Genomic DNA, 24631 nt, shown 5'->3' with positions numbered 1-24631 from the left:
GATATTCCATGCGCCCTGCCGCCTTCATCACAGGTATCACGGGGATGGCGGTGGTAGCCGGCCTGCTGCTGGCAGGCGAAGCAAGGCTTGGCGGCGGCACGGCCGGCGAAGAGACGGCGTCCGCAGAAGAGGCGGCAACGGCAGCGGCAGATGCTGCTCCCGAACCCGGCGAACCCGCGGCGATGTCGGACGAGCGTGCCGAAATGATTGCTCGCTCAGTGGAACCGGCGACTCCGCCCTCCCCGAGGACAGGTGACGACGGGACACCCAAACCGGCCGATGCGCCGCAACGAGCGGAGACGGCGGCCGAGGAAACGTCAAGCCCGGCTACGGCAAAGGCGATGGAGCTGGCGCGGCCGATGGTCGACAATGCCGGCATTCTTTCCTTCGGCGAGCGCCGGCTTCAACTTGCCGGCATCGTGCCGACGCCGGTCGACAGGATATGCGGGCCGGCGGGCCGGCAGTGGCCCTGCGGCATGATGGCGAAGACGGCGCTGCGCCTATTGTTGCGCAACCGAAGCGTCAGCTGCGATCTCGAGGCAGCGGAATGGAAGGAAACAGTAACGGCTGCCTGCCGGCTCGGCACAGAGGATCTCGGCTCATGGCTCGCCGAAAACGGCTGGGCGGAAGCAGCAGTGGGTTCGCCGCTTGCGGAGATCGCCGAGACGGCCAGGCAGGCGGGAAAAGGCCTCTACGGCGATGATCCGCGCCGCAATTAAACCGGCAGCCACGACAGGGGTCGGACACCCCCGGATCGGGCCGATCCCTTGTAATGGCTGTCGCCAATTCCTAATCTGGGCTGACCGAAAAAGGAATCAGAGATGAACAAGCCGCTTTCCGCCCATGACGCGCTGATCTACGTGATGGTGATGGCATCCGCCGTCGACAGCACGATGAACGACAGGGAGATGACAAGGATCGGCCAACTGATCGGATTCCTGCCGGTTTTCCGGGATTTCGACGACGACAAGTTGATTGCGGTGGCGCGCGACTGCGCGGCGCTGCTGGCCGGGCCGGAAGGCCTCGACGTCGTTCTCGAAACCGTGCGCGATACCCTGCCCGCAAAGCTCTACGACACGGCCTATGCGCTGGCCGTCGAGGTGGCATCCGCCGATCTCTCGGTCAAGGCGGAGGAGTTGCGGCTGCTCAGCTTGCTGCGTGACCGGCTCGGCCTCGACAAGCTCACCTGCGCGGCGATCGAGCGCAGCGCAATTGCCCGGTTCCGCAAGGCCTGAAAGGCAAAGCATGTCGCGCAAAACTGTGAGGCAGTTTTGCGATAGCGGCTTCAATAGAGCCCGTAGGGGAAATAACGCAGATAAATTTCCTGGAGACGGCCGTTGCGCGACAGCGTGGCGAGCGCGTGGTCGATGGCTGATGTCAGCACGCTGTCCTTCTGCCGCAGCATGATCGTCATGCCCTCGCCGAGGAAATGCTCGGAGAGATAGGGGCCGTCGAACAGCGCGCAGCATTTGGCGGATGCCGGCGAAGAGACCCAGAAGGAAAGCTGCAGCGCATCGGCAAAGACGGCATCGACCTTGCGGTCCTTGAGCGCCGCCAGCAGGGCGTCCTTCGTGTCGAACGGCTCGGCCTTGAGCGTGGGGAAAAAGGCTGCCAGCATCGACTCATGCACCGTTCCCCTGACGACACCGACCGGGTGGCTGGAAAGCGCGGCAGCGGTCTTTCCGTCGAGCGGCACGGCGAGATTGCGCACGAAGCGCGCCGGCAGCATCAGATAGGGTCTGGAGAAGACGAATTGCCGGCGCAGCTCCGGGGTCACGGCAAGACCGGCGATGACGGCATCGCCCTGTGAGGCGGCGAGCGCATCCCTGAGGTCGGCAAAGGGGAGCGCCTGGATCTGGCACTTGTCTGAAATCTCCAACTCGCTGCAGATCTCGCGGGCGAGGTCGACATTGAAACCGGAAAGCTTGCTGTTCTGATCGGTGAAATTGAAGGGCGGGAAATCGACCGACGTCAGGAAGCGCAGGCGCACCAGCGAGGAGAGATCGGGCCTCGCAAGGCGCTCGCGCGCGTCGAAGAGCAGCGGCAGCGAAGGTGCCGCCTGCTGGGCGGACGCGGCGCAACTTGAAAAAAGCGCGCCCAGCAACAGCCCGAACGCGAAAAAGCCCTTCAGAGTCACGGATGCGAGCTTGAATTGCATCATCTTGATCTTGGTCTCAGGTTAAGCGCGAAGCGTGCGGCGTCGGCAAGATGTATCAGAGTCATGCGTGGCAGGGAATATGTGTGGGAGTGAGGGAGCCGACGACGCGCGCGAACTCATAAGAGGACAAGTCAGCCCCTAAAAATCACTGTCATCCGCCACCCTCTGTTAGCGCGGAATTAAAGAATATCGCCTCTTATTTGTTGCGACGACATCGGACCCCGCCAGCCGATCGCATGATGCAAGCGTCAGCCCAAACGTAATCCCCAAACCGCGATATTGAAGCAGCGCTTTTTCTGCAACAATTGATTTCCAAAAGCACCGGGCGCGCGAGCACGCCCCGTCAACCGGATGACATTTCCATGCTGAAATATCTAAAAATCCGCACAAAAATCATATCGGTGGTGGCGCTCCTGGGGCTGATCACGATGGCGGGGCTGATCTATGTCATTTCCGAGTTCCGCCGAGCGGATGCCGCCTACAGCGCCTTCATCGATCATGAAGCGCAGGCCTCGATGCTGAGCGCGCGCGCCAGCGCATCGGCGGTGGCCTCGGTGCTGCAGGTAAGCCTGCTTGCCGACATGAAGCCCGATACGCCCGAATTCCAGACGGCGCTCGCCACACCGAGCAAGCTGCCGCAGGCGCGTGACCGCATGAAGCAGGTGCTGGCGCTGATGCCCAGCCGCAAGCCGGCGATCGATGAAATCCAGGCGGGCATCGATGAGATCGAAACGCTGGCGAACAAGATCATCGAACAGAGCAAAGCCAAAGACGGCGCCGGCGCCCAGGCGAATGTTGCCCTGATCAATGCAAAGCTTGATGCGCTGACGCCGAAGATGATTGCCAACAATGATGCGATGATGGCGATGCTCAACGATGGCGGCGACGCGCTCTCGGCCTCCGTCAACGAACGGATCATCTTCTGCCTCGTCCTGATCGGCATCGCCGTTCTCGCTGCCGTCGGCTTCAGCGTGGTCGTGGCCCAGATAGGCATCGCCGGTCCGATGATGCAGCTGCGCCAGCGCATGACGCGGCTTGCCGAGGGCGATACGACAAGCGATGTCAGCGGCCTCGACCGCGGCGACGAAGTCGGCCAGATGGCAAAGGCCGTTTCGGTCTTCCGCGACAATGCGATCGAGCGTGCCCGGATCGAAGCGCGCGCCGAAGCGGACCGCGACGTCAGCGACAGCGAACGCCGCGACCGCGAGGCGCAGAAGGCCCGCGAAGCATCGGAACTCGACCGCGCCGTCACCGCACTCGGCGACGGCCTGCGCCGCCTTGCCGCCGGCGATCTCGCCTCGCATATCGCCGAGCCCTTCGTCGCCCATCTCGATGCGCTGCGCGAGGATTTCAACAACTCGGTCGAAAAACTCAACGAAACCATGCATACGGTCGGCGCCAATGCCCGGGCGATCGGTGCCGGCGCCAACGAGATTCGTTCCTCTGCGGACCAGCTTTCCCAACGGACGGAACAACAATCGGCCTCCGTCGAACAAACGGCAGCGGCGCTCGAGGAGATCACCACGACGGTGCGCGACGCCGCCAAGCGGGCCGAGGAGGCAAGCCAGCTCGTCGCCCGCACCCGCCTCGGTGCCGAAAAATCCGGCGAAGTCGTCCGCAAGGCCGTCTCCGCCATGCAGCAGATCGAGAAGTCGTCGGGCGAGATCTCCAACATCATCGGCGTCATCGACGACATCGCCTTCCAGACCAATCTTTTGGCCTTGAATGCAGGCGTCGAAGCCGCCCGCGCCGGCGATGCCGGCAAGGGCTTTGCGGTCGTCGCCCAGGAAGTGCGCGAACTCGCCCAGCGCTCGGCCAAGGCCGCCAAGGAGATCAAGGCGCTGATCAGCACCTCCGGCTCGCATGTGCAGACCGGCGTCTCGCTGGTCGGCGAAACCGGCAAGGCGCTCGACGCGATCGTCCAGGAGGTGCAGGAGATCAACCAGCACGTCCACGCAATCGCCGAAGCCTCGCGCGAACAGTCGATCGGCCTGCAGGAGATCAACACCGCCGTCAACACCATGGACCAGGGCACGCAGCAGAATGCGGCGATGGTCGAAGAATCCACCGCCGCCAGCCACAACCTGGCGACGGAAGCTGCAGCGCTCAACAACCTGCTCGGCAAATTCAGGCTGACCGGCACCGGCGGCTTCACTGCCAGCGCGCCAATCGCCACAGCAGCACCACGCGCTGCCGTCCGCCCGGCAGCCAGGGCAGCCCCGATCCGCGTCGCCCGCGAAGGCACCGCCCGCCCAGCCGCCTCGCCGGCCCGCGCGCTCGGCCAGAAGATCGCCAACGCCTTCGGCGCCGGCAGCAGCAAGCCGTCAAGCCAGGATCCCGACTGGACGGAATTCTGAGCCGATCCTCGGCACGAGGCACGGCTGTCCGGTTCGCGCGGATTTCCTGCCCTCGCCCTGGCCTGCGAGGGGTCGGCGAAAAATGGAGAGGTCGCGGCATATCCCCTTCTCCCCTCGGGGAGAAGAGGGAACCGAGAGGGCGGCACTTTCCTTTTGGGGTGTCGCTAGCTCGGCCGCCAACCGATCTCGACGAGGATATTTCCGGGCGCCGTACAATAAAACAGCCAGCCGCCGCGCATGGCGGCCGGCGGACCGGACAAATCAGCACCGGCAGCAGCAAGCCCGGCATGGACCGCATCGACATCCGCCCTGGCAGGCAGGATGAAGCCGATGTGATAGGTCTGGCGCCCCATCTCCACCTGATCGGCGGTGCCGAATTTTGCGATTGCGTGGCTGAGGACGATTTCGAGGCCGGCATCGTCTTCCAGGATCGCCAGGCCGTTCTGGCCGCGCATATCCTTCAGCGTCAGGCAGAAATGGCGGATGAAGAAATCCGCCGTGGCAGCGATATCGGGTACGTGGAAATCGAGATGGTTCAGGCGCATGACAGTCTCCGTTCGAAAAAATCCCGGGACTGCCTTTTTGCCGTCTCCGCACGCCGCCGGGATCCCGCATCTTCATGCGGATCACGTCGCGGGTTCTCGTGCCAGGACACGGAGCAGAGCTTCCGTGAGAGCGCGCTTGACGCTCGAACGGAAGGGATCGGGCTTACCTCAACCGATCCTGCCTTTTTCGACGATGCCGATCTAGCAGACGGCACCGGTTTCGGCAATGGATGCGTCGGTGCACGACTGGAGGAATGGGATTCTCACCCTAATATCCATAGGTGGATGTCGCCCCGCCGGCCGCTCGATCACGTCGTCCCCCCGGCGACGCTTTCCCGAAGAATTGACGCGCGGCATGGGCATTCGTGTCGTGCGCCCTATCCGGCAAGGCATAGAGTGATATTATTCGCGGCATTGGGAGGGATGGATATGAAACCTGCAATCATCGGCCTCGTCGGCACGCTCGTTCTGACGGGATGCAGCACCGTCAGCTATAGCGGACCGGGCCTCGAACCCATCCCCGGCAGCATCACCTATAGTGGCCAGCCGCGCACCAAGCTCACCAAATCACCGCCCGGCTCCGCCTTCCCGCATGATTTCATCGACCAATACGGCCGGCAAGTGGAGGAAACCTACATCATCCAGCCCGACCGAAGCCTGATCATCGCGCATCGGCAATATAAGCCGATCCGGTTTTTTGGGGATTAAGGGTTGCTCGGCATGGCTTGCGGGAGCTGGAGCGGGTGAAGGGAATCGAACCCTCGTATTCAGCTTGGGAAGCTGCTGCTCTACCATTGAGCTACACCCGCGATGAAGCGAGATTTCCAACAGATGGGGGCCGCTGTCAAGTCGCGGCCGCCGGGAAGCCTCAGATGCGGAAGTGCTTCGAGAGTTTCAGGCCCTGGGCCTGGTAGTTCGAGCCGAGGCCGGAGCCGTAGAGGCTTGCGGGCCTTTCCTGCATGTGTTCGTAGACGAGGCGGCCGACGATCTGGCCGTCTTCGAGGATGAAGGGCACTTCGTGGCTGCGCACTTCGAGCACGGCGCGGCTGCCGCGTCCGCCGGCAGGCGCATGGCCGAAGCCCGGATCGAAGAAGCCGGCATAATGGACGCGGAATTCGCCGACCAGCGGATCGAAGGGGGTCATCTCGGCGGCATAATCCGGCGGCACGTGCACGGCCTCACGCGAGACGAGGATATAGAACTCGTCGGGATCGAGGATCAGCTCGTTGCGGCCGCGGCTGTGGAGCGGTTCCCAGAAATCGAAGAGGTCGTGCTCGGCCTTCTTGTCGACATCGACGACGGCGGTGTGATGTTTGCCGCGATAGCCGATCAGGCCGTCCTTGTCTCCGGCAAGGTCGATCGACAGCGCGATGCCGCCGCCCGAAACATTCGGCAGCTTGCTGGCGACCAGCGTTTCGCTTTCATGCAGCTTCAACAGTTCCGGCTCGCCGAGCAGGGCCTGGCCAACGCGGAAACGGATCTGCGACAGGCGCGAGCCGCGGCGCACGACGATCGGGAAGGTGCGCGGGCTGATTTCGAGATAGAGCGGGCCGGAATAGCCTGATGGGATCTTGTCGAATTCCTGGGCGTAATCGGTGATGACGCGGGTGAAGATATCCAGGCGCCCGGTCGAGCTTTTCGGGTTGGCCGAGGCCGACATGTCGGCCGGCAGCGCCAGGCTCTCCATCAGCGGCACGATGTAGACGCAGCCGGTTTCGAGCACCGCCCCCTCGGAGAGGTCGATCACGTGCAGGCTCAGCCGGTCGAGCTTGTCTGACACCAGATGCGAGGGGCCTGGCATGAAGCTGGCACGCACGCGAAACGCCTTGCCGCCCAAGCGCAGGTCAAGGCTTGCCGGCTGGATCTGGTCGCGGTCCAGCTCCCGTTCGGAGATCAGACGCCCCGTTTCGAACAGCGCGGAGATCGCGCGATCCGCCAGAATTCCCGTTTCGCGAGCCATCATGCCTCATCCATCATTTGCCGCCGACAAAACCAAACTCGGGGAATTGACGCAAGCAGCTAACAGCAGTATTGCAGAATTATCCCGTGGTGATTTGGCCGGTCGGCTTGCAGCCACGTTAAACAAGTGGCTAAAAAGACCGGGTTGAAACCGGTCTGCTTTTGCGACCGGTTTTTTTGTTATGTGAAGGTGATGGCATGAGCAAGACCTGGCGCCCGGCAACCCAACTCGTCCACGGTGGCACGCTGCGTTCGCAATATGGCGAGACGTCCGAGGCAATCTATCTCACCCAAGGCTTCGTCTACGAGACGTCGGAGGCGGCCGAAGCCCGCTTCAAGGGCGAGACGGAGGGCTTCATCTACGCCCGCTACGGCAGCCCCACCAACGACATGTTCGAAAAGCGCATGTGCATGCTCGAAGGCGCCGAAGACGCCCGCGCCACCGCTTCCGGCATGGCCGCCGTCACCGCGGCGATCCTCTGCCAGCTCAAGGCCGGCGACCATATCGTCGCTGCGCGTGCTCTGTTCGGTTCCTGCCGCTGGGTCGTCGAGACGCTGGCGCCGAAATACGGCATCGACTGCACGCTGATCGACGGCCGGGATCTGGCGAGCTGGGAAAAGGCGATCACGCCGAAGACCAAGGTGTTCTTCCTGGAAAGCCCGACCAATCCGACGCTCGAAGTGATCGATATTGCAGGCGTCGCCAAGCTCGCCAACCAGATCGGCGCCAAGGTCGTCGTCGACAACGTCTTCGCCACCCCGCTCTTCCAGAAACCTTTGGAACTCGGCGCCCATATCGTCGTCTATTCCGCCACCAAGCATATTGACGGCCAGGGCCGCTGCCTCGGCGGCGTCGTGCTTTCCGACAAGGAATGGATCGACGAGAACCTGCACGACTATTTCCGCCATACCGGCCCGGCGATGTCGCCGTTCAACGCCTGGACTTTGCTGAAGGGCATTGAGACGCTGCCGCTGCGCGTGCGCCAGCAGACCGAAAATGCCGCAAAGATCGCCGACTTCCTGGCCGAGCAGGGCAAGGTCGCCAAGGTGATCTATCCCGGCCGCAAGGACCACCCGCAGGCCGATATCATCGCCAAGCAGATGACCGGCGGCTCGACGCTGGTCGCCTTCGAGATGAAGGGCGGCAAGGATGCGGCCTTCGCGCTGCAGAACGCGCTCGAGATCATCAAGATCTCCAATAATCTCGGCGACAGCAAGAGCCTGATCACCCATCCGGCAACGACGACGCACAAGAACCTGACGGAAGAGGCCCGCGTCGAACTCGGCATTTCTCCGGGCACGGTCCGCCTTTCGGCCGGCATCGAGGATACCGACGACCTGATCGAGGATTTCGCGAAGGCGCTTGCCAAGGTCTCGGCCTGATCCAGATCCAGAGATAAGGCGGCCGGACCTGGAGTTCGGCCGTGCCGGATCTCACCAAGGTGAGACGGGGAACAAGTTCGTCCTCCGCGGCGTTCCGAAACGGAATTAACACTGACAATTAGGCTTAACGATCGAAAACCCTTCGGATCACAGCCATTTCAGCGATGATAATTGTTCCGTTTCTTGACGGACAGGGCCTCTTATAAGATACGGGTAACATATCTTGACTAAGGTGCAAGGCATGTATCGCGCCCTCACAAGAGAGATCGAAGTAGTCGTCGAGCCGTTCTATCTGGAGGAGCAATCCGATCCGGAAGACGATCGCTATGTCTGGGGTTACCGGATTGTCATCAGCAACAATTCGAGCATAGCCGTTCGGCTGGTCAATCGTTACTGGAACATCACCGACCAGAACGGTCAGGTGGACGAGGTGACCGGTCCCGGCGTCGTCGGCGAGCAACCGCGCCTTAGCCCCGGCGACACCTACGAATATTCCTCCGGCTGCCCGCTCGACACGCCCTCAGGGTTGATGTTCGGCCATTACCAGATGGAAACGGACGAAGGCGAGATGTTCGATGTCGACATCCCCGCTTTCTCGCTGGATTCGCCTGGGCTGCTGCGCGTGCTCAATTGAGCGCGTAGCGCCGACGTTGATATGCTTGCCGCAAGACTACGCGCGGCCGTGGATCTTCGGGTTGCCCAGTCATCAATCTACTAAAGCTCAAAAGGATCCGACGCCTGGGTGCCTGACTTTGCTTCAAACGGATCTTTTGATTGTGGCGGGGCCGGATGTTTTGCGACCGCATCGTTTACCGCCTTTTGGCAGGCGAGCAACTCATCCGCTGCCCTGGCGGAATCTTTCAAACCGAGGGCAACAATCTGCTTTCCTCTAAAGCTGGCGCGGAAACTCAGTTTACCAGCGAATTCCTCAATCAAGTCGGGATCCTTGAAATCAATCCATAATGATTTGAAGCCAGGGAGATCCAGACCTCTCGCATCAGCCGTCCGTTTAGACTGGTCGAACGAGAGTTCGATGGGATAATGCTTACCTTTCTCCAAGGATTTCCAATTTGGATTTCCGAGCAGAATGTAAAGAGGGTTGTCCTTTTTGCGGAAATTGAAGCCAAGACGAAAAATGGTGTCGTCATCAAAGGAAGTCAGAACAAAACAGCCATTGTCTAAAGTCGGGTCGACAGCCACGCTCCAGCCCCCGACCTCTTTCCAGGGGACTGTCCCGTCATCAGCCAAACTCATTCGTGGCATCGCAGCTATGAGCGCGAGTACAAAAAACAAAAGCCGCATCAATGCCCCATCCGCTTTCTTAGGCCACAACCAATGAAACAGAATAGGTGCACAGTGACTACGCAAAGTCGAGTCACCGTGCTGCATCATCGCTAATCTTTTATTGTTCGCGGTGCGTGTCCTTAACCAAGCCTATTCGGCCGGCTGAAGCTCGGTCGGCTCGAAGCGATAGGTGGTGGAGCAGAATTCGCAGGTGACTGCGATTTCGCCATTTTCCTGGCTGGCCTCGATCTCCTCGGCCGAAAAGCCCTTCAGCACGCCCTTGATCTTGTCCCGCGAGCAGCTGCAGCGGTCGAACACCGCGCGCGGTTCGTAGACGCGCACGCCGCGCTCGTGGAACAGGCGGAACAGCAGCCGCTCGGTGCCGACCAGCGGATCGGTGAGTTCATCGGCGTCGATGGTCTCGACCAGCGAACGGGCTTCGAGCCAGGCATCGTCCTCGCCATGCGGGCGGCTGCCGGTGTCGCCGTCGCCGCCGTGCAGATCCGGCTGGCGCATGCGCTCCGGCGCTTCCGGCAGGAACTGGGCGACGAGGCCGCCAGCCCGCCAACGATGGCGCGGCTTGCCGGCATCGTCGCGATCGAAGAGCTCGGCCGCGGCAAGACGGACGCGCGTCGGGATCTGTTCCGACTGGCGGAAATAGACGCCGGCAATTTCTTCCAGCGTAGTGCCGTCGAGCGCGACAATGCCTTGGTAGGGCTGGCTGAACTTGCCCTGGTCGATGGTGAAGGCGAGAATGCCTTTGCCGAGCAGTTGCTCCGGCTCGGTTTCGCCTGACTCGATCGCCTTGTTGAGCAGCGCCTGATCGAAACGGGCATAGGCGCGGACGTTTTCCGGCGTCGAGAAATCGGCGACGAGAAGATCGACCGGGCCGTCGCCCTTGGTCTGCACCGTGAACTTGCCGTCGAACTTCAGCGAGGTGCCGAGCAGCACCGTCAGCACGACGACTTCGGCAAGCAGCCGGGCAACGGGTGCGGGATAATGATGGCGCTCGAGGATCGCATCGAGCATAGGGCCGAGCTGGACGGCGCGGCCGCGCACATCCAGCCCCTCCACCTGGAAAGGGACGACATGGTCATCGCCGGCGAAATCGAACTGGCCGAGGGCGGCTGCAGCTTCTGCCATGGCTTTCACTCCTAGTTTCCGAGCGATGGGCCAGCGTGCCCTTCGCTCGCGCGGTCGCGAGTTTGTGACTCGCGACGTCCGATTATGGTTCAGATCGCGCCCAGGCACCAAGCAAGAATCGACTTCTGCGCATGAAGACGGTTTTCCGCCTCATCGAAGACTACGGATTGCGGACCGTCGATCACATCATCAGTCACTTCCTCACCGCGATGGGCGGGCAGGCAATGCATGAACAATGCATCATTGCCGGCTTTCGCCATCAAGGCCGCGTTGACCTGATAAGGCTGGAAGACATTGTGACCCCGGGCCCGATGTTCCTGATTCATGGAGACCCAGGTATCGGTCACCACGCAATCGACGCCGGCGACCGCACGGTCGGCATCATGGCAAAGCATGATTTCGGCGCCCTCATTGCGGGCCCAGTTCAGATAGTGATCCTTTGGCTCCGAGCCAAGGGGCACGGCCATGTTCATGCGATAGCCGAAACGCGCGGCACCCTCGACCAGCGAATGCAGCACATTGTTGCCGTCGCCGGTCCAGGCGATGGTCTTGCCCTTGATCGGGCCGCGATGCTCTTCGAAGGTCATGATATCGGCCATGATCTGGCAGGGATGGGTGTCATCCGTCAGCGCATTGATCACAGGCACGGTCGCATGCTGGGCAAGCTCCAGCAGCCTGGAATGCTCGGTGGTGCGGATCATGATCGCATCGACATAGCGCGACAGCACCTTGGCGGTGTCGCCGATCGTCTCGGCGCGGCCGAGCTGCATCTCGGTGCCGGACAGGAAGAGCGTTTCGCCGCCGAGCTGGCGCATGCCGACGTCGAAGGAGACGCGGGTGCGCGTCGACGGCTTCTCGAAGATCATCGCCAGCATCTTGCCCGCGAGCGGCTTGTCGCCCGTGCCTGCCTTGAAGGCCTGCTTGCGGGTGAGCGCATCGTTCATGATCGTTCTGAGATCGGCGGATGTGACCGCCGAAAGATCGAGGAAGTGTTTAGGGCTCATATCGTCTACTTACCTGTACCTGTGCTGCGCCCGAAGCGGCAATTTCTTCAAGCCGTCTTCTTGACCTTGGAAGCGCGGATGCTCTCGGCGGCGCGCTCGACGCGGGCAAGGCCCTCGCGGGCTTCCTCGGCGGTGACCACGAGCGGCGGAAGAAGGCGGATGACGTTGTCGCCGGCGGGCACGCCGAGCAGATGGGCGGCGCGGATCGCCTGCAGCAGTTCGGCTGAGGGAACGGCAGCCTTGATGCCGAGCAAAAGCCCCTCGCCGCGCACGTCTTCGATCACATCGGGATAACGATCCTTCAGCGAGGCGAGACCCTGGCGGAAGACGAGTGCTACGTCGCGCACCTGCTGGAGGAAGCCATCGGCAAGGATGATGTCGAGCACGGCGCTGCCGACGGCCATGGCAAGCGGATTGCCGCCATAGGTCGAGCCATGCGTACCGGCCTTCATGCCGGAGGCGGCCTCTGATGTGGCAAGGCAGGCGCCGAGCGGGAAACCGCCGCCGATGCCCTTGGCGACCGCCATGATGTCGGGTGTGATGCCCGACCATTCATGGGCGAAGAGCTTGCCGGTGCGGCCGACGCCGGTCTGGACCTCGTCGAGAATCAGCAGCAGGCCGTTGTCGTCGCAGAGCTGGCGAAGCGCCTTCATGAACTCAGGCGTGGCGGGACGGACGCCGCCCTCGCCCTGCACGGGCTCGATGAGGATGCCAGCCGTCGCCTCGGTGATCGCGGCGCGGACCGCTTCGATGTCGCCGAAAGCCACCTGATCGAAACCTGGCGCCTTGGGGCCGAAGCCTTCGAGATATTTCTCCTGGCCGCCGGCGGCGATCGTCGCCAGCGTCCGTCCGTGGAAGGCGCCTTCGAAGGTGATGATATGGAAGCGCTCGGGATGGCCCTTGGAAAACTGATAGCGGCGCGCCGTCTTGATCGCGCATTCGAGTGCCTCCGCACCCGAATTGGTGAAGAACACCTTATCGGCGAAGGTGGCGTCCGTCAGGCGTTTTGCCAGACGCTCCTGTCCGGGGATCTCATAGATGTTCGACAGGTGCCAGACCTTGTCGGCCTGCTCCTTGAGTGCACCGACCACATGCGGATTGCTGTGGCCGACGGACGTGACGGCGACGCCGGCGCCGAAATCGAGATATCGCTCGCCACTTTCGGTGATCAGCCATACGCCCTCGCCTCGCTCGAACCGCAGCGGGGCACGAGAATAGGTGTCATAAAGCGGCGCGGCTTCAGCCATGGCGCGATCTCCATCAAAGTTGCCGGGCAATGACTCCGGCTAAGGAAACCAAGCCCGAAAAATCAAAAATGCCGCCTTGCGGCGGCGAGTGGCACTATTTCCTTTTCGCGCTGCAATGTCAACAAAACGGCGCCCTTAGCGCATGCAGCAAGGGTGTACAGCGGCATTTTCAGTCATCAACAGGCATTATTGCAGAAATGACACGCAGGGGCAGCAAGTTGGGGAAAACTACGAATTCGATTCATCCGGATTCATGCGACTCTTGTCACGGAGTCAGCCTCACACTAGGTTAAAGATCAATTACTAGACTGCATGCGGCGGAACTAGTCACCAAAATTGATCAAGCGTTTCTTGTTTCGGAGCTCCCGGGACAACGGTGAGGGATTCTGCCATCACCAACGCAAAAGGTGGAGACAGGGCATGAACTGGACAGACGAGCGGGTCGAGAAACTCAAGAAGCTTTGGGCCGAAGGACTGAGCGCCAGCCAGATTGCTGCGCAGCTTGGCGGGGTCAGCAGAAACGCGGTCATCGGCAAGGTGCACCGACTGTGCCTTCCCGGCCGTGCCAAGGCCGGCGGCACCAACACTGCGGCGCGAACGCCGAAGCGCAACACATCGGCGCCGCGCGCGCCGAACTACGCCTCCCGGATCACGACCCGCACCGTCACCCGCCAGCAGGGCGCGACGATGCTGAAGGAAGAGATCGAGATCGAAACGATCGAGGAAATGGAATACGTGCCGAGAGGCAATGTGGTGGTGCCGATTTCGCGCCGCCTCGGCCTGACGGAACTGACCGAACGCACCTGCAAGTGGCCGGTCGGCGATCCGCTGAAGGACGACTTCCATTTCTGCGGCTGCGAATCCCCCGACAATTCGCCTTATTGCGGCTATCACCAGAAGCTCGCCTACCAGCCGGTCAACGAACGCCGCCGGGCAGCGGCGCGGGCCAGCTGAACGCGGGCAACCATCGCCAGAATGTGGAAAACGGGCCGAGAGGCCCGTTTTTTTATGCGAGTGGATGGGAGCGCTCGGGCATCCGGATTGCTGGTAAGGTGTCCTCCGTCATGCTCGGCCTTGTGCCGAGCATCTGACCACCCCTACTACTTTTACCAAAAATCCTTTATTTTCAGATGCTTAATTTGGCGTACGCAGATCCTCGGCACAAGGCCGAGGATGACGTCGCAGGTTTTGCCAGGGCTTTGTCAGCAGGCTCAGAACGGAAGCCCTCAGGCTTCCATCGAGTAACCGGCGCCGCGGACTGTGCGGATGACGTCCTGCATGTTGGAAAAATTCAGCGCCTTGCGCAGGCGGCCGACATGGACGTCGACGGTGCGCTCGTCGACATAGATATCGTGGCCCCAGACGCCATCGAGAAGCTGCGAGCGGGAGAAGACCCGGCCCGGCGACGACATCAGGAATTCCAGCAGGCGGAATTCGGTGGGGCCGAGGCGGACTTCGCGGCTCTTGCGATGGACGCGATGGGTTTCGCGGTCAAGCTCGATATCGCCGCATTTCAGCACGGTCGACAGCACCTCGGGACGGGCGCGGCGCAGCATCGCCTTGACGCGGGCAACAAGTTCCGGGGTCGAGAAGGGCTTGACGACATAATCGTCGGCACCCGTCGATAATCCGCGGACACGCTCGCTCTCCTCACCGCGCGCCGTCAGCATGATGATCGGCAGTCGCTCGGTTTCCGGCCGCATGCGCAGGCGCCGGCAGAGCTCGATGCCGGAAACACCAGGCAGCATCCAATCGAGGATGAGAAGATCGGGCGTGCGCTCCTGAAGCCTCATCTCGGCTTCGTCGCCACGAAGGATGGTATCGACCTCGAAGCCTTCCGCTTCGAGATTGTAGCGAAGAAGCACGCTGAGGGCTTCCTCGTCTTCAACAACTGCAACTCTCGGGATCATGCGTGTCGGTCTCCTCGCGCATCATCCTTAAATCAGGGGTGATTTAAGCAATTCATCCTGCGCAAATTCAGAAATTGGCTGCGACCTCTTTGCGCGCCCCGGACGGGCGCGCACGCAATTGACTGGTCCGGCGACTGGCCCGGGCAGTTATTCCGTCACCGCGCCGACGGTGTTGGCGCTGTCGTCCTTCGGACGATCGCCTTCCGGCTGTGCGCCGGTCGTCATGTAAAAGATCGTCTCGGCGATGTTGGTGGCATGGTCGCCGATGCGCTCGATGTTCTTGGCGCAGAAGAGAAGATGCGTGCAGCTAGTGATGTTACGTGGATCCTCCATCATATAGGTCAGGAGTTCGCGGAACAGCGAGGTGTACATCGCGTCGATCTCGTTGTCGCGTTCACGGATCGCATTCGCCTTGTCGGCTGAACGATTGGTGTAGACATCGAGCACTTCCTTGAGCTGGACGAGCGCCAGCTCGGACAGATGCTCGAGGCCGCGGGCGAGCTTACGGGGAACGCCGGTGCTTTGGACGGCGATGACGCGCTTGGCGGTGTTTTTGCCGAGGTCGCCGACGCGTTCGAGATCGGCGGCGATGCGGATCGAACCCATGATTTCACGCAGGTCCGAGGCCATCGGCTGACGGCGGGCGATGGTCACGATCGCCTTGTCGCCGATTTCGCGTTCGGCGTGATCCAAGATCACATCGTCGGAGATGACCTTCTGCGCCAGCGCGGTATCGCCGTTGACGAGGGCGCGGACGGCTTCGCTGACCATCTGCTCGGCCAGGCCGCCCATTTCGGAAATCCGCCTGGACAGGAACTTCAGATCATCATCGTAGGCAGAAAAAATATGTGTCGATGCCATGGGGCTTTATCCTCGAATAACGGGAAGGCTTGGTGTCGCCAAAATCAACCGAAGCGACCCATGATGTAGTCCTGGGTGCGCGGATCGTCGGGATTGGTGAACATCTTGTCGGTGTCGTTCTCCTCGACGAGATTGCCGAGGTGGAACATGGCGGTGCGCTGCGAGACACGCGCGGCCTGCTGCATAGAGTGGGTGACGATGACGATCGTGTAGTTCTCGCGCAGCTCGTGGATCAGTTCCTCGACCTTGGCGGTGGCGATCGGGTCGAGCGCCGAGCAGGGCTCGTCCATCAGGATGACTTCAGGGCTGACGGCGACGGCACGCGCAATGCAGAGGCGCTGCTGCTGACCGCCCGACAGGCCGGTGCCGGATTCATGCACGCGATCCTTGACCTCGTTCCAGAGGCCGGCGCGCTGCAGGCTGGTCTCGACGATCTGGTCGAGATCGGCCTTCGACTTGGCAAGGCCATGGATGCGCGGGCCGTAGGAGACGTTTTCATAGATCGTCTTCGGGAACGGGTTCGGCTTCTGGAAGACCATGCCGACGCGGGCGCGAAGTTCGACGACGTCGATATCGGGATCATAGACATCGTCGGTATCAAGCGTGATCTTGCCGGTGACGCGGCAGCCGTCGATCGTGTCGTTCATGCGGTTGAGGCACCGCAGGAAGGTCGACTTGCCGCAGCCGGACGGGCCGATCAGGGCGGTTACGGTGTTTTCGCGGACGTTCAGGTTCACATCGAAAAGCGCGCGCTTCTCGCCGTAGTAAACCGAGACATCCTTTCCGATCATCTTATAAGGGACGTTGCTCATCTTCTGATCCAGCGCCTTTTCAACTGCAGCTTCCGTCAGCATATTCATGATGTTTAACTCCGTTTACCAGCGGCGCTCGAAGCGACGACGCAAGAGGATGGCGCCCATGTTCATGACGATCAGGAACAGGAGCAGGACGATGATGGCACCCGAAGTACGCTCAACGAAGGCACGTTCTGCCTCGTTGGCCCACATATAGACCTGTACGGGCAGAGCCGTCGAGGGATCGAGCGGTGTCGTCGGCGCGTTGGCGACGAAGGCGACCATGCCGATCAGGAGCAGCGGCGCGGTTTCGCCGAGCGCGTGCGCCAGGCCGATGATCGTGCCGGTCAGGATGCCCGGCATGGCGAGCGGCAGCACATGGTGGAACACCATCTGCATCTTCGAGGCGCCAAGACCGAGTGCTGCGGCGCGGATCGACGGCGGCACGGCGCGCAGTGCCGCACGCGTCGCGATGATGATCGTCGGCAGGGTCATCAGCGTCAGCACCAGGCCGCCGACCAACGAGGCCGAGCGCGGCAGGCCGATGAAGTTGATGAAGACGGAAAGACCGAGCAGACCGTAGACAATCGAAGGGACCGCGGCGAGGTTGTTGATATTGACCTCGATCAGGTCCGTCAGCTTGTTCTTCGGCGCGAACTCCTCGAGATAGATCGAGGCGGCGACGCCGATCGGCAGAGCGAGCACGAGCACAATCAGCATCAGGTAGAGCGAGCCGATCAGGGCGACGCCGAGGCCTGCGGCCTCCGGACGGCTGGAATTGCCGTTGACGAAAAGGCCGGTGTTGAACTGCTTGTGGAGAGCGCCGCTCGCCTTCAGCTCGTTTATCCAGCCGATCTGCTTGTCGTTGACCTTGCGGTTCTTCTCATCGACCGAGAGGTCGATCTGGCCCTTGTTGGCGCTGTCGACATTGGCGTCGGCGAGAACCGTGACATTGACCGTCTTGCCGATGATCGACGGATCGGCCATCACCATATCGCGCAGCTGGATCGGCGCGCTCTTCGACAGCATGGCGGATGCATCGCGCACGTCGGGACGGCTCGAGGCATTGATGTTCAGCTGCTTGACGATCGCGTCACGCAGGAGAACCGGATAGTTGGCGGCGATCAGCGCCGAGGGATCGGTCGCACGCTTATTGTCGGGGTCGATCGTCTTCTCGACGAATTCGATCGGCAGGGTGATCGCCGTCTGCTGGAAGGCGGTGTAGCCTTTGCCGATCACCGTCCACAGCAGGATGAAGAGGAAGACGAGACCGAAGGTGATGGCGGCGATGCCATAGGCCTGGAACCGGCGCTCGGCGGCATAGCGGCGCTTGATGCCGATATCGCGGCGCGCTGGCGCCTTGGAAACGGTGGCGCCTGATGTGGGAGAAACAATATCCGTCATTCGTACTGCTCCCGGTATTTGCGCACGATGTAGAGCGCATAGATATTGAGGCAAAGCGTGATGCAGAACAGGGTGATGCCAAGGGCAAAGGCAACCAGCGTCTGCGGCGAGGTGAACTCTAGGTCGCCAGTCAGCTGATTGACGATCTTGACCGTCACCGTCGTCATCGGCTCGAAGGGATTGATCTGGATGCGGGCGGCCACACCGGCGGCCAGCACGACGATCATGGTTTCGCCAACGGCGCGCGAGGCAGTCATTAGCAATGCGCCGACGATGCCGGGAAGGGCTGCGGGCAAGACCACCTTCTTGATGGTTTCGGAGCGTGTGGCACCAAGACCGAGCGAACCGTCACGCAGTGACCGCGGCACGGCGGTGATGATATCGTCCGACAGCGAGGACACGTAGGGGATCAGCATGATGCCCATGACGATACCGGCCGTCAGAACGCTCTGCGCCTGAATGAAATTGCTGTAGTTGCCGGACAGAAGGCCGCTGACCTGGGCGGAAAAGTCGCGCAGGAACGGACCGACGGTGACGAGCGCGAAGAAGCCGTAGACGATCGTCGGAATGCCGGCGAGCACTTCCAAGAGCGGCTTGGCGACCCCGCGCACCTTCGGCGAGGCGTATTCGGCCATGTAGATGGCGGCAAACAGGCCGACCGGCACGGCGACCAGCATGGCGACCAGGCCGATATACATCGTGCCCAGCAGCAGCGGGATCAGGCCGAACTGACCGAAGGACGAGCTGCCGGCGCCGGCAAAGCGCGGATCCCAGACGGTGCCGAAGAAGAAGTCCATGGCGGGAACGGCCGCAAAGAAGCGGGCGGCTTCCGACAGCATGGAGAGCACGATGCCGATCGTCGTCAGAATGGCGATCGAGGAGGCGAGCAGCAGGCCCCAGAGCATGACGCGCTCGACCCGGTTGCGGGCGCGGAAGCGCGGAGCGATGGAGCGCAGCGCATAGAAGGCGCCGGCAACGGCCAGGATGAAGACGACCGCCGTCATGGCGATGCGGCTCGTCATGCTCATGGCGTTGAGCGTCCTGGCGGCGTCGACCATGTAAGGCAGCGGCTGGCCGGCGAGCGGCACGCCCTTTTCGAGGAGCTTGGCCTGCAGCGCAGCCGGATCGTTGCCGACCGCCGCAGTTTCATCCGAGGTCAGCATCGTCAGGCCGCGGGCGACCGTCGCCACCGTCGAATAGCCAAGATCCTGCTCGACCGAGACTTGAGCCTTGATGTCGTCAGGGAAAGTGCTGCGAACCGAAGACTGGATGATGCCGGGGCTGATGGAGAGCCAGAGGCCAAGGACGATGAGGGCGGGAAGAACTGCCCAGATCGCCGCATAGGCGCCGTAATAGGCCGGCCGTGAATGCAATGCGGAAGACCGGCCTCCGGCAAGCGCCGTGGCACGGTTGCGCGCGACCAGATAGGCGGCGACTCCGATCACCACAAGGCACAAAAGTATGATGGATGTGCTCATTCGTTACGTCCCCAGGCCCATAGCCCCAAAAAGCCCGGCAGCTTCGTCAGCTGCCTTCAGCTTCCAATCATGGAGAAGGAATTCAACCCTGCAGCGGACATGCCGGCGCAGGGACATAAGCAATGCCGGCGCGGGATGAAAGGCACCGCGCCGGCAAAAGTCATTACATAGCCTTACCGGCTTCGACTTCCTTGCGGATCGCTTCACGCTCGGCATCCGGAGCGGCAACGAGGCCGTATTCGGCGAGCGGGCCGTCAGGGCCGATCATCTGGTCGGACACGAAGAAGTTGACGTATTCCTTCAGGCCCGGAACTGCGCCGAGATGTGCCTTCTTGACGTAGAAGAACAGCGGGCGGGAAACCGGGTAGGTGCCGTTGGCGATCGTTTCGGTGGACGGAACGATACCGCTCATGGTCGCAACCTTGAGCTTGTCGGCGTTGTTTTCATAGAAAGAAAGGCCGAATACGCCGACGCCGGTCTTGTTGGCGGCGATGCGAGACAGCGTTTCGGTATAATCGCCGTCGATATCAACAGCAACGCCGTCTTTGCGAACAGCGATGCAAGTCCTGCCTTGAGCCGCCTTGTCCGACACTGCGGCCTTGATGACTTCTACGGCGCCCGATGCTTCGCAGCCCGCTGCCAGGACTTTTTCCTCGAAGACTTCACGGGTGCCGTGCTTTTCGCCCGGGATGTAGGCAGCGATATCAACAGCCGGAAGCTTCGGGTTGACTTCCGACCACTTCTTGTAGGGGTTGGCGACGAGCTTGCCATCAACGACGACCTGGGCTGCGAGGGCCTTGTAGATGTCAGCAGGAACGTAAGCGACGTCAGGGTTGGAAGCGTCGGTTGCGAAGACGATGCCGTCGTAGCCGATCTTGACTTCCTGGATGTCGGTTACGCCGGCAGCCTTGCAAGCGTCGATCTCGCTTTTTTTGATAGCGCGGGAAGAGTTCGCGATGTCAATGGTGTTTTCGCCAACGCCCTTGCAGAATTCCTTCAGGCCGGCGCTTGAGCCGCCAGATTCGATGATTGGCGTCTTGAAGTTGGTGAAGGTTTCGCCGAAGGACTCGGCAACGATCTTTGCGTAAGGCAGGACGGTGGACGAACCAGCGACCTGAACCTGGTCGCGGGCGACGGCAGCGCCAGCGAAAGCAGCGGTTGCAGCGAGCGCGGCAACGGTGAGTTTGAAGGTGTTCATTTGAATCTCCCGGCATTTGGGCTTGTGTGAGTGCGGCCTTAGAGAGGCCCTCGCATTGCCTTTTTTCATCGGCGGGACTCTCTTAGCTCTTGAAGCCTCGTCCTTTTATGTCAAATCGATGAAACATTTGTGACAATATAAGTTATTGATTTAAAACAATAAAATTATGCAACGTAAAAGTGTTGCGACATATCGTCAGAAACGGACGGTAAAATCGGTGCCCTTGCCGACTTCCGACTTGACGATCAGCCGCGCCCGGTGGCGGGTGAGGATGTGTTTGACGATCGCAAGGCCGAGGCCGGTGCCCTTTTTTGAGCGGCTGTCCTCGATGCTGACGCGATAGAAGCGCTCGGTCAGGCGCGGCACATGTTCGGCCGGAATGCCTGGGCCCTTGTCGACGATGCTGACCTCGACCGGCTGGCCGGTGCCGTTCTTCAGCCAGACATCGACGATCTCGCCCTCCTGGCCGTATTTGCAGGCATTTTCCATCAGGTTCTCGAAGACCTGGACGAGTTCGTCGCGGTCGCCCAGCACCTCGACCTTGCCGTCGGGCAGATGCAGTTTGATGTCGACGCCGACATCCCTGGCCAGCGGTACAAGCGCATCTCGGACATGGCCGAGCAGCGGCACCAGATCGATCTTCTCATCCGGCGCGATGTGCGATTTCAGCTCCAGGCGCGAGAGCGACAGCAGGTCATCGACCAGCCGGCTCATGCGCGTCGTCTGGTCGAGCATGATGTTGAGAAAACGCGCCTGCGCCTTCAGATCGTTCTTCGCCGGCCCCTGGATGGTCTCGATGAAGCCGCGCAAAGAGGCAAGCGGTGTGCGCAGCTCATGGCTGGCATTGGCGACGAAATCCGACCGCATGCGGTCGATGCGGCGGACCTCGGAAATATCGCGGAAGGACAGGATGAAATAGCGCTCATGCGGACCGTCATCGGCCGCGAATTCGACGGGCGCGCTACGCACGATATAGACGCGCTCGGACGGCAGCCGCTCGGAATGCTCGATCTGGTTCGGCGCATTGGTGGCGATGGTTTCGCGCACCATGTCGAGCACGCCGGGCGAGCGCATACGGGCCGATATATGGGCGCCGAGCGCCACCTCGCCGAAGGCCTTTTCGGCAGCGCGGTTCTGGAAGAGCACCGAGGCATCGTCCGAGAGCACCATGACGGGGATATCGAGGCCGGCAAGCGTGGCCGAAACTTCAGGCAAGCGGCTTGGCGGCGCCTCCGGCTCGATCTCCACTGGCAGGGCGGGGTCTGCCTTGATGATCGGCGCCTCGTTGAAAAGCGCGGTGAAGATCATGACCAGCAGCAGGACAAGCACCACCCACTTATTCATGCCGGCGGCAAGCGCGGCGAGCGCGCTGAGGATCGCCGCAAGCAGCACTGGCCGCTCGCGCCTTATGCGCGCCAACAGGCTTTTTCTCCACGGAGTTTCGTCTTGCAAGTGCCCTCGCGGCGTCGATTCGTTTTTCTCTATATTGAACTCTGCCTGATAGCGGCAATTCATGACAGAAGTTTTCGGGCTACCGCACCGCAAGCGAAAGGCCGCAGCCGAAACCCACGAAATGATCGGCCGCCCGTGAAAGATTTGATTTTCAACGGTAACTATGTTCGCCTGCGGAAGAGAACAATCAGGCTGAGGAGGACCATATGGGCGAGACCGTCGAAAGCAGGGCCGTGGAGCTGGAGATCCACGGAAAGAAGCGCATCTTCGACGTCGACGATCCGGTCCTGCCAGCATGGGTGGACGAATATTCGCTGGCATCCGGCGATTTTCCCTACAAGAAGAAGCTCAAGGAAGAGGACTATCTGGCGCAGCTGGAAAAGCTGCAGATCGAACTCGTCAAGGTGCAGTTCTGGCTGCAGGCGACCGGCAAGCGGGTGATGGCGCTGTTCGAAGGGCGCGACGCTGCCGGCAAGGGCGGCGCGATCTCGGCCTCCTCGGCGCATATGAACCCACGCCTCGCGCGCGTCGTGGCGCTGACCAAGCCGACCGAGCGCGAGCAGGGGCAATGGTATTTCCAGCGTTATGTCGCGCAGTTTCCGACATCAGGCGAATTCGTGCTGTTCGACCGCTCCTGGTACAACCGCGCCGGCGTCGAGCCGGTCATGGGCTTCTGCACGCCGCAGCAATATGAGGATTTCCTCAAGCAGGCGCCGCAGCTCGAAAAGATCATCGCCCATGAGGGCATCTTCTTCTTCAAATTCTATCTCGATATCGGGCGCGAGATGCAACTGAAGCGCTTCCACGACCGCCGGCACGATCCGCTGAAAGTCTGGAAACTGTCGTCGATGGACATCGCGGCGCTGACGAAATGGGGCGATTACAGCGACAAGCGCAACCGGATGCTGAAGGAAACCCATACGGATTTCGCGCCCTGGACGGTGATCCATGGCAATGACAAGCGGCGGGCGCGCCTCGAACTCATCCGCCATATGCTGAACAAGATGGATTATGACGGCAAGGACAGACAAGCGCTCGGCACGGTCGACGCGGAGATCATCGGCTCAGGGCCCGGCTTTTTGAAATAGAGCTTTCGGAACAGGCTGGCTTGCTGAAATCGAAGCCGGGGTCACCGGCCCCGCCGGGACCGAGGTCACCGGCTCCGCCGGGACCGGCCTTACTGCCCCGGCAGGATGCGGATGGCGAAGAGATTGATGCCGCGCGCCTTGCCGTCGAGATCGCTGTTGATCGTCAGCGTGCCCGGCGAATTCGGCGCGAGCGAGCGGTCGAACTTCACCTGCAGCAGCGCATCCGACTTTTCCCGGGTGACGTTGAAGCGGTGACGGGCGCAATTGCCGAGCGTCTGGAAATTGCATTCGACGGTGATCTGCGTCGGCTCGTCGGTGGTGGATTGCAGCGTCAGCGCGATCGTCGAGGATTTGCCGGCCAACTGCTGCAGCACCGATGGCGGCACGCTGATCGAGACATTGCCATCGGCTGCACCGCTTTCGGAAATCAGCCGGACGGCGGGGCCGTCATTCTCGGCGATTTTTTCGATGCGCGCCCGCGGGCCGCTGCTGATTTTGTCGGCGTCCTCAGGCTTGAACAGCGGGATCCAATCGGCCGAGAAACTGTTCTGCGGATCGATGGTGACCGGCTGGTCGGTGTGAGAGTCCGCATTTGCGGCGCTGTCGTCATTGCCAGTAAAATCCTCGGGCTGGGTGCTTGCCGGCGGATTGGCAACGCTGGTGTCGCGCTCGGCCGCCGTCATCAGCAGGCCCGACGTATGCGCCCACCAGGCGCCGATGCCGATGAAGGCCAGCAGCACGCACCAGACGAGCAGCCGCGAAAAGAATTTGCGCGGCTTGCGGCGGCCTGCCGCCCGCTCCGGGCGGAAATCCATATTGGTGGCGCGCTGACCGCGGGCAAGGCGTTCCTCGCCGACGGGAGCGGCAGCCAGATGATCGGCATTGCCGGCATGCACGTCGTGGAGGCTGGACTCGTCGCCGCGGCTGAAGGCCACCCCGGGGGTGCGGGTTTCGCCCACAGGCACGGGATTGTCGATAAGGCTGTCGATATCGGCCACATCACCGCGCGGAACCGGCGGCGCAGGCATTTCCACGACCGGCGGCACGGGCACTTCCGGCGGTCTCTGGCGGGGGTGAAGACGGTCGCGCTCCTCGCCTTCGATGGCGTGGATGGTGCTTTCGAGGCGATGGCGGTGATGGGCGACGACCTCGGTGTCGGTGATATCCTGCTTGCGCAGACCGGCTTCCAGCGCCTGGCGGGCCGACTGATAGATCCTCGCTCGAACCTCCGGATTGTCGCGATCGGAATTTTCGAGCGCTGTTCTGATGGCCGTTTCTAATCCGCTCACATCCAGTCCTTCACCTTGAACTCGGCATCGGACTGCAATCCCCTGCCGTTCTCCATCAAAATTCGGTAACGGCAAGT

Annotated in this window: 23 protein-coding genes, 1 tRNA gene and 1 riboswitch; of the genes, 8 read left to right on the top strand and 16 right to left on the bottom strand. The window is 61.6% G+C overall.

What is annotated here, in order from left to right; all coding sequences use genetic code 11:
• The first annotated feature begins 8 nt into the window (after positions 1 to 8).
• Positions 9 to 719: a thermonuclease family protein gene (locus RWK44_RS10565; RefSeq protein ID WP_168283815.1), complete on the top strand. Its 711-nt coding sequence runs from the start codon at positions 9 to 11 to the stop codon at positions 717 to 719.
• A gap of 102 nt (positions 720 to 821) precedes the next feature.
• On the top strand, positions 822 to 1235 hold the full coding sequence (locus tag RWK44_RS10560; RefSeq protein ID WP_168283814.1) for a tellurite resistance TerB family protein: 414 nt from the start codon (positions 822 to 824) through the stop codon (positions 1233 to 1235).
• 50 nt (positions 1236 to 1285) lie between these two features.
• Here RWK44_RS10560 and RWK44_RS10555 read toward each other — a convergent pair whose 3' ends face one another.
• Positions 1286 to 2161, bottom strand: a complete 876-nt coding sequence (locus tag RWK44_RS10555) for a transporter substrate-binding domain-containing protein (protein ID WP_222009998.1) — start codon at positions 2159 to 2161, stop codon at positions 1286 to 1288.
• Positions 2162 to 2520: 359 nt separating this feature from the next.
• Between RWK44_RS10555 and RWK44_RS10550 the strand changes: the two genes are divergently transcribed.
• Positions 2521 to 4515 carry a methyl-accepting chemotaxis protein gene (locus tag RWK44_RS10550; protein ID WP_316028769.1) on the top strand — a complete coding sequence of 665 codons (1995 nt, stop codon included), beginning with the start codon at positions 2521 to 2523 and terminating at the stop codon, positions 4513 to 4515.
• 164 nt (positions 4516 to 4679) lie between these two features.
• Here RWK44_RS10550 and RWK44_RS10545 read toward each other — a convergent pair whose 3' ends face one another.
• Positions 4680 to 5060 carry a VOC family protein gene (locus RWK44_RS10545; RefSeq protein ID WP_168283811.1) on the bottom strand — a complete coding sequence of 127 codons (381 nt, stop codon included), beginning with the start codon at positions 5058 to 5060 and terminating at the stop codon, positions 4680 to 4682.
• A gap of 429 nt (positions 5061 to 5489) precedes the next feature.
• On the opposite strand from RWK44_RS10545, the gene RWK44_RS10540 reads away from it, so the two are divergent.
• Entirely contained in the window at positions 5490 to 5768 is a 279-nt protein-coding gene (locus RWK44_RS10540; RefSeq protein WP_316028768.1) for a hypothetical protein, read from the top strand.
• A 27-nt stretch (positions 5769 to 5795) separates the two neighbouring features.
• Here the strand turns inward: RWK44_RS10540 and RWK44_RS10535 are convergent.
• A tRNA-Gly gene (locus RWK44_RS10535) sits at positions 5796 to 5869 on the bottom strand.
• Between the two features lie 59 nt (positions 5870 to 5928).
• A complete protein-coding gene (locus tag RWK44_RS10530; RefSeq protein WP_165504401.1) occupies positions 5929 to 7023 on the bottom strand; it encodes a 2'-deoxycytidine 5'-triphosphate deaminase in 1095 nt (364 codons plus the stop codon).
• A 73-nt stretch (positions 7024 to 7096) separates the two neighbouring features.
• A riboswitch (SAM riboswitch) is annotated at positions 7097 to 7175 on the top strand.
• A 42-nt stretch (positions 7176 to 7217) separates the two neighbouring features.
• Here RWK44_RS10530 and RWK44_RS10525 point away from each other — a divergent pair.
• Both RWK44_RS10525 and apaG read left to right on the top strand, forming a co-directional pair.
• A complete protein-coding gene (locus RWK44_RS10525; protein WP_316028767.1) occupies positions 7218 to 8402 on the top strand; it encodes an O-succinylhomoserine sulfhydrylase in 1185 nt (394 codons plus the stop codon).
• Between the two features lie 241 nt (positions 8403 to 8643).
• Complete coding sequence (gene apaG, locus RWK44_RS10520) at positions 8644 to 9036, top strand: Co2+/Mg2+ efflux protein ApaG (RefSeq protein ID WP_168273194.1); 393 nt, start codon at positions 8644 to 8646, stop codon at positions 9034 to 9036.
• Between the two features lie 80 nt (positions 9037 to 9116).
• On the opposite strand, the gene RWK44_RS10515 is transcribed toward apaG, so the two are convergent.
• The 4 genes from RWK44_RS10515 to RWK44_RS10500 form a co-directional block, all read right to left on the bottom strand.
• Complete coding sequence (locus RWK44_RS10515; RefSeq protein WP_168283843.1) at positions 9117 to 9704, bottom strand: hypothetical protein; 588 nt, start codon at positions 9702 to 9704, stop codon at positions 9117 to 9119.
• Positions 9705 to 9836: 132 nt separating this feature from the next.
• On the bottom strand, positions 9837 to 10829 hold the full coding sequence (locus RWK44_RS10510; RefSeq protein WP_168283807.1) for an Hsp33 family molecular chaperone: 993 nt from the start codon (positions 10827 to 10829) through the stop codon (positions 9837 to 9839).
• Positions 10830 to 10918: 89 nt separating this feature from the next.
• Positions 10919 to 11833, bottom strand: coding sequence for an ornithine carbamoyltransferase (gene argF / locus RWK44_RS10505; RefSeq protein ID WP_077977477.1), 915 nt, complete (start codon positions 11831 to 11833; stop codon positions 10919 to 10921).
• Between the two features lie 47 nt (positions 11834 to 11880).
• Positions 11881 to 13080 (bottom strand): aspartate aminotransferase family protein, encoded by a 1200-nt coding sequence (locus RWK44_RS10500; protein ID WP_316028766.1) that lies wholly within the window; start codon positions 13078 to 13080, stop codon positions 11881 to 11883.
• Positions 13081 to 13500: 420 nt separating this feature from the next.
• Here RWK44_RS10500 and RWK44_RS10495 point away from each other — a divergent pair, with 420 nt between their 5' ends.
• The gene (locus RWK44_RS10495; protein WP_025393034.1) at positions 13501 to 14034 is read left to right on the top strand and encodes a GcrA family cell cycle regulator; all 534 of its coding nucleotides are present in this window, start codon (positions 13501 to 13503) and stop codon (positions 14032 to 14034) included.
• Positions 14035 to 14306: 272 nt separating this feature from the next.
• Here the strand turns inward: RWK44_RS10495 and phoB are convergent, their stop codons facing one another.
• The 7 genes from phoB to phoR form a co-directional block, all read right to left on the bottom strand.
• On the bottom strand, positions 14307 to 14990 hold the full coding sequence (gene phoB / locus RWK44_RS10490; RefSeq protein WP_010068798.1) for a phosphate regulon transcriptional regulator PhoB: 684 nt from the start codon (positions 14988 to 14990) through the stop codon (positions 14307 to 14309).
• Between the two features lie 147 nt (positions 14991 to 15137).
• Positions 15138 to 15851: a phosphate signaling complex protein PhoU gene (phoU, locus tag RWK44_RS10485; protein ID WP_003556199.1), complete on the bottom strand. Its 714-nt coding sequence runs from the start codon at positions 15849 to 15851 to the stop codon at positions 15138 to 15140.
• Between the two features lie 44 nt (positions 15852 to 15895).
• Positions 15896 to 16711 (bottom strand): phosphate ABC transporter ATP-binding protein PstB, encoded by an 816-nt coding sequence (gene pstB, locus RWK44_RS10480; protein WP_017958848.1) that lies wholly within the window; start codon positions 16709 to 16711, stop codon positions 15896 to 15898.
• A gap of 15 nt (positions 16712 to 16726) precedes the next feature.
• Complete coding sequence (gene pstA, locus RWK44_RS10475) at positions 16727 to 18049, bottom strand: phosphate ABC transporter permease PstA (RefSeq protein WP_168283804.1); 1323 nt, start codon at positions 18047 to 18049, stop codon at positions 16727 to 16729.
• On the bottom strand, positions 18046 to 19527 hold the full coding sequence (gene pstC / locus RWK44_RS10470) for a phosphate ABC transporter permease subunit PstC (RefSeq protein ID WP_316028765.1): 1482 nt from the start codon (positions 19525 to 19527) through the stop codon (positions 18046 to 18048). The genes pstA and pstC overlap by 4 nt, the downstream gene beginning before the upstream one ends.
• Positions 19528 to 19690: 163 nt before the next feature.
• Complete coding sequence (locus RWK44_RS10465; RefSeq protein WP_168283802.1) at positions 19691 to 20725, bottom strand: substrate-binding domain-containing protein; 1035 nt, start codon at positions 20723 to 20725, stop codon at positions 19691 to 19693.
• A gap of 195 nt (positions 20726 to 20920) precedes the next feature.
• Complete coding sequence (phoR, locus tag RWK44_RS10460) at positions 20921 to 22144, bottom strand: phosphate regulon sensor histidine kinase PhoR (protein ID WP_316028764.1); 1224 nt, start codon at positions 22142 to 22144, stop codon at positions 20921 to 20923.
• A 239-nt stretch (positions 22145 to 22383) separates the two neighbouring features.
• Between phoR and ppk2 the strand changes: the two genes are divergently transcribed.
• Entirely contained in the window at positions 22384 to 23265 is an 882-nt protein-coding gene (gene ppk2 / locus RWK44_RS10455; RefSeq protein ID WP_316028763.1) for a polyphosphate kinase 2, read from the top strand.
• A gap of 89 nt (positions 23266 to 23354) precedes the next feature.
• Here the strand turns inward: ppk2 and RWK44_RS10450 are convergent, their stop codons facing one another.
• Positions 23355 to 24554 (bottom strand): regulator, encoded by a 1200-nt coding sequence (locus RWK44_RS10450; RefSeq protein WP_316028762.1) that lies wholly within the window; start codon positions 24552 to 24554, stop codon positions 23355 to 23357.
• Positions 24555 to 24631 lie beyond the last annotated feature (77 nt).

It is taken from the genome of Rhizobium sp. 25PS6, from assembly GCF_032464655.1.
GTDB classification, from domain to species: domain Bacteria; phylum Pseudomonadota; class Alphaproteobacteria; order Rhizobiales; family Rhizobiaceae; genus Rhizobium; species Rhizobium laguerreae.
Note: the sequence above shows the minus strand (reverse complement) of the source record. Positions and strands in the feature narration are given on the sequence as shown.